The sequence below is a fragment of the Herbiconiux daphne genome, from assembly GCF_024979295.1.
GTDB classification, from domain to species: Bacteria; Actinomycetota; Actinomycetes; order Actinomycetales; family Microbacteriaceae; genus Herbiconiux; species Herbiconiux daphnes.
Genome location: NZ_JANLCJ010000571.1, coordinates 1 through 597, shown reverse-complemented (window position 1 = coordinate 597; position 597 = coordinate 1). Strand labels below are relative to the sequence as shown.

Sequence of the window (597 nt, the reverse complement as noted above, 5' to 3'; positions counted from 1 at the left end):
GCTTCATCAATACCATCATTGTCAAGGAACTCACGTCCTTCAGGAGATGGAACATTGTCAGTCAGATTGTACAGTGGAGTGTTATGGTCAGTTACCCATTGTACGTTGTAATTGCGAGATACATCAGTGCCTACACAATCAAGGAATGGGGTTTTAAATGGAGAAAGAGTAGCGATGTAATCAGCAAAGTTTTCTTTATAACCAGCGAATTCGAAACTCTTAGCAGGAGTAGTAGTAGCCAAGTAAGGCCTCCTTAAAACGTTAAGTTGGTAGTGGAAGCCCCTCTAAATTGAGGCTCATCAGCATTGGCAGCCATTTCAAATGGAATACCAATACCACCCATAAGGGACATAATAGCATAACGTGAAGCATCAATGACATGGTTATCTTTGTCGATAGGTTCAAATGGCTTCACGTAGAAGTAAGTTCTCTTCTCACGCAGGAATGTAGCCATACTACGACTTACTTTTAACCTACCTTCATAGAAGAGCTTACGCATGTTTGATAGTCCAACCTCAATCGAGTTATAGGCAGTTCTTTGACCACCTAATTGTTTGAACTCAAGGTCAGTTTGGACTGGGTTACGGAATGATTGAC

Annotated in this window: 2 protein-coding genes; both read right to left on the bottom strand. The window is 41.4% G+C overall.

Annotation, left to right across the window (positions count from 1 at the left end; all coding sequences use genetic code 11):
- The coding region (locus N1032_RS26505) for a hypothetical protein (protein WP_259543642.1) at positions 1–242 on the bottom strand (242 nt) is incomplete at its 3' end.
- An 11-nt stretch (positions 243–253) separates the two neighbouring features.
- The coding region (locus N1032_RS26500; protein WP_259543641.1) for a hypothetical protein at positions 254–597 on the bottom strand (344 nt) is incomplete at its 5' end.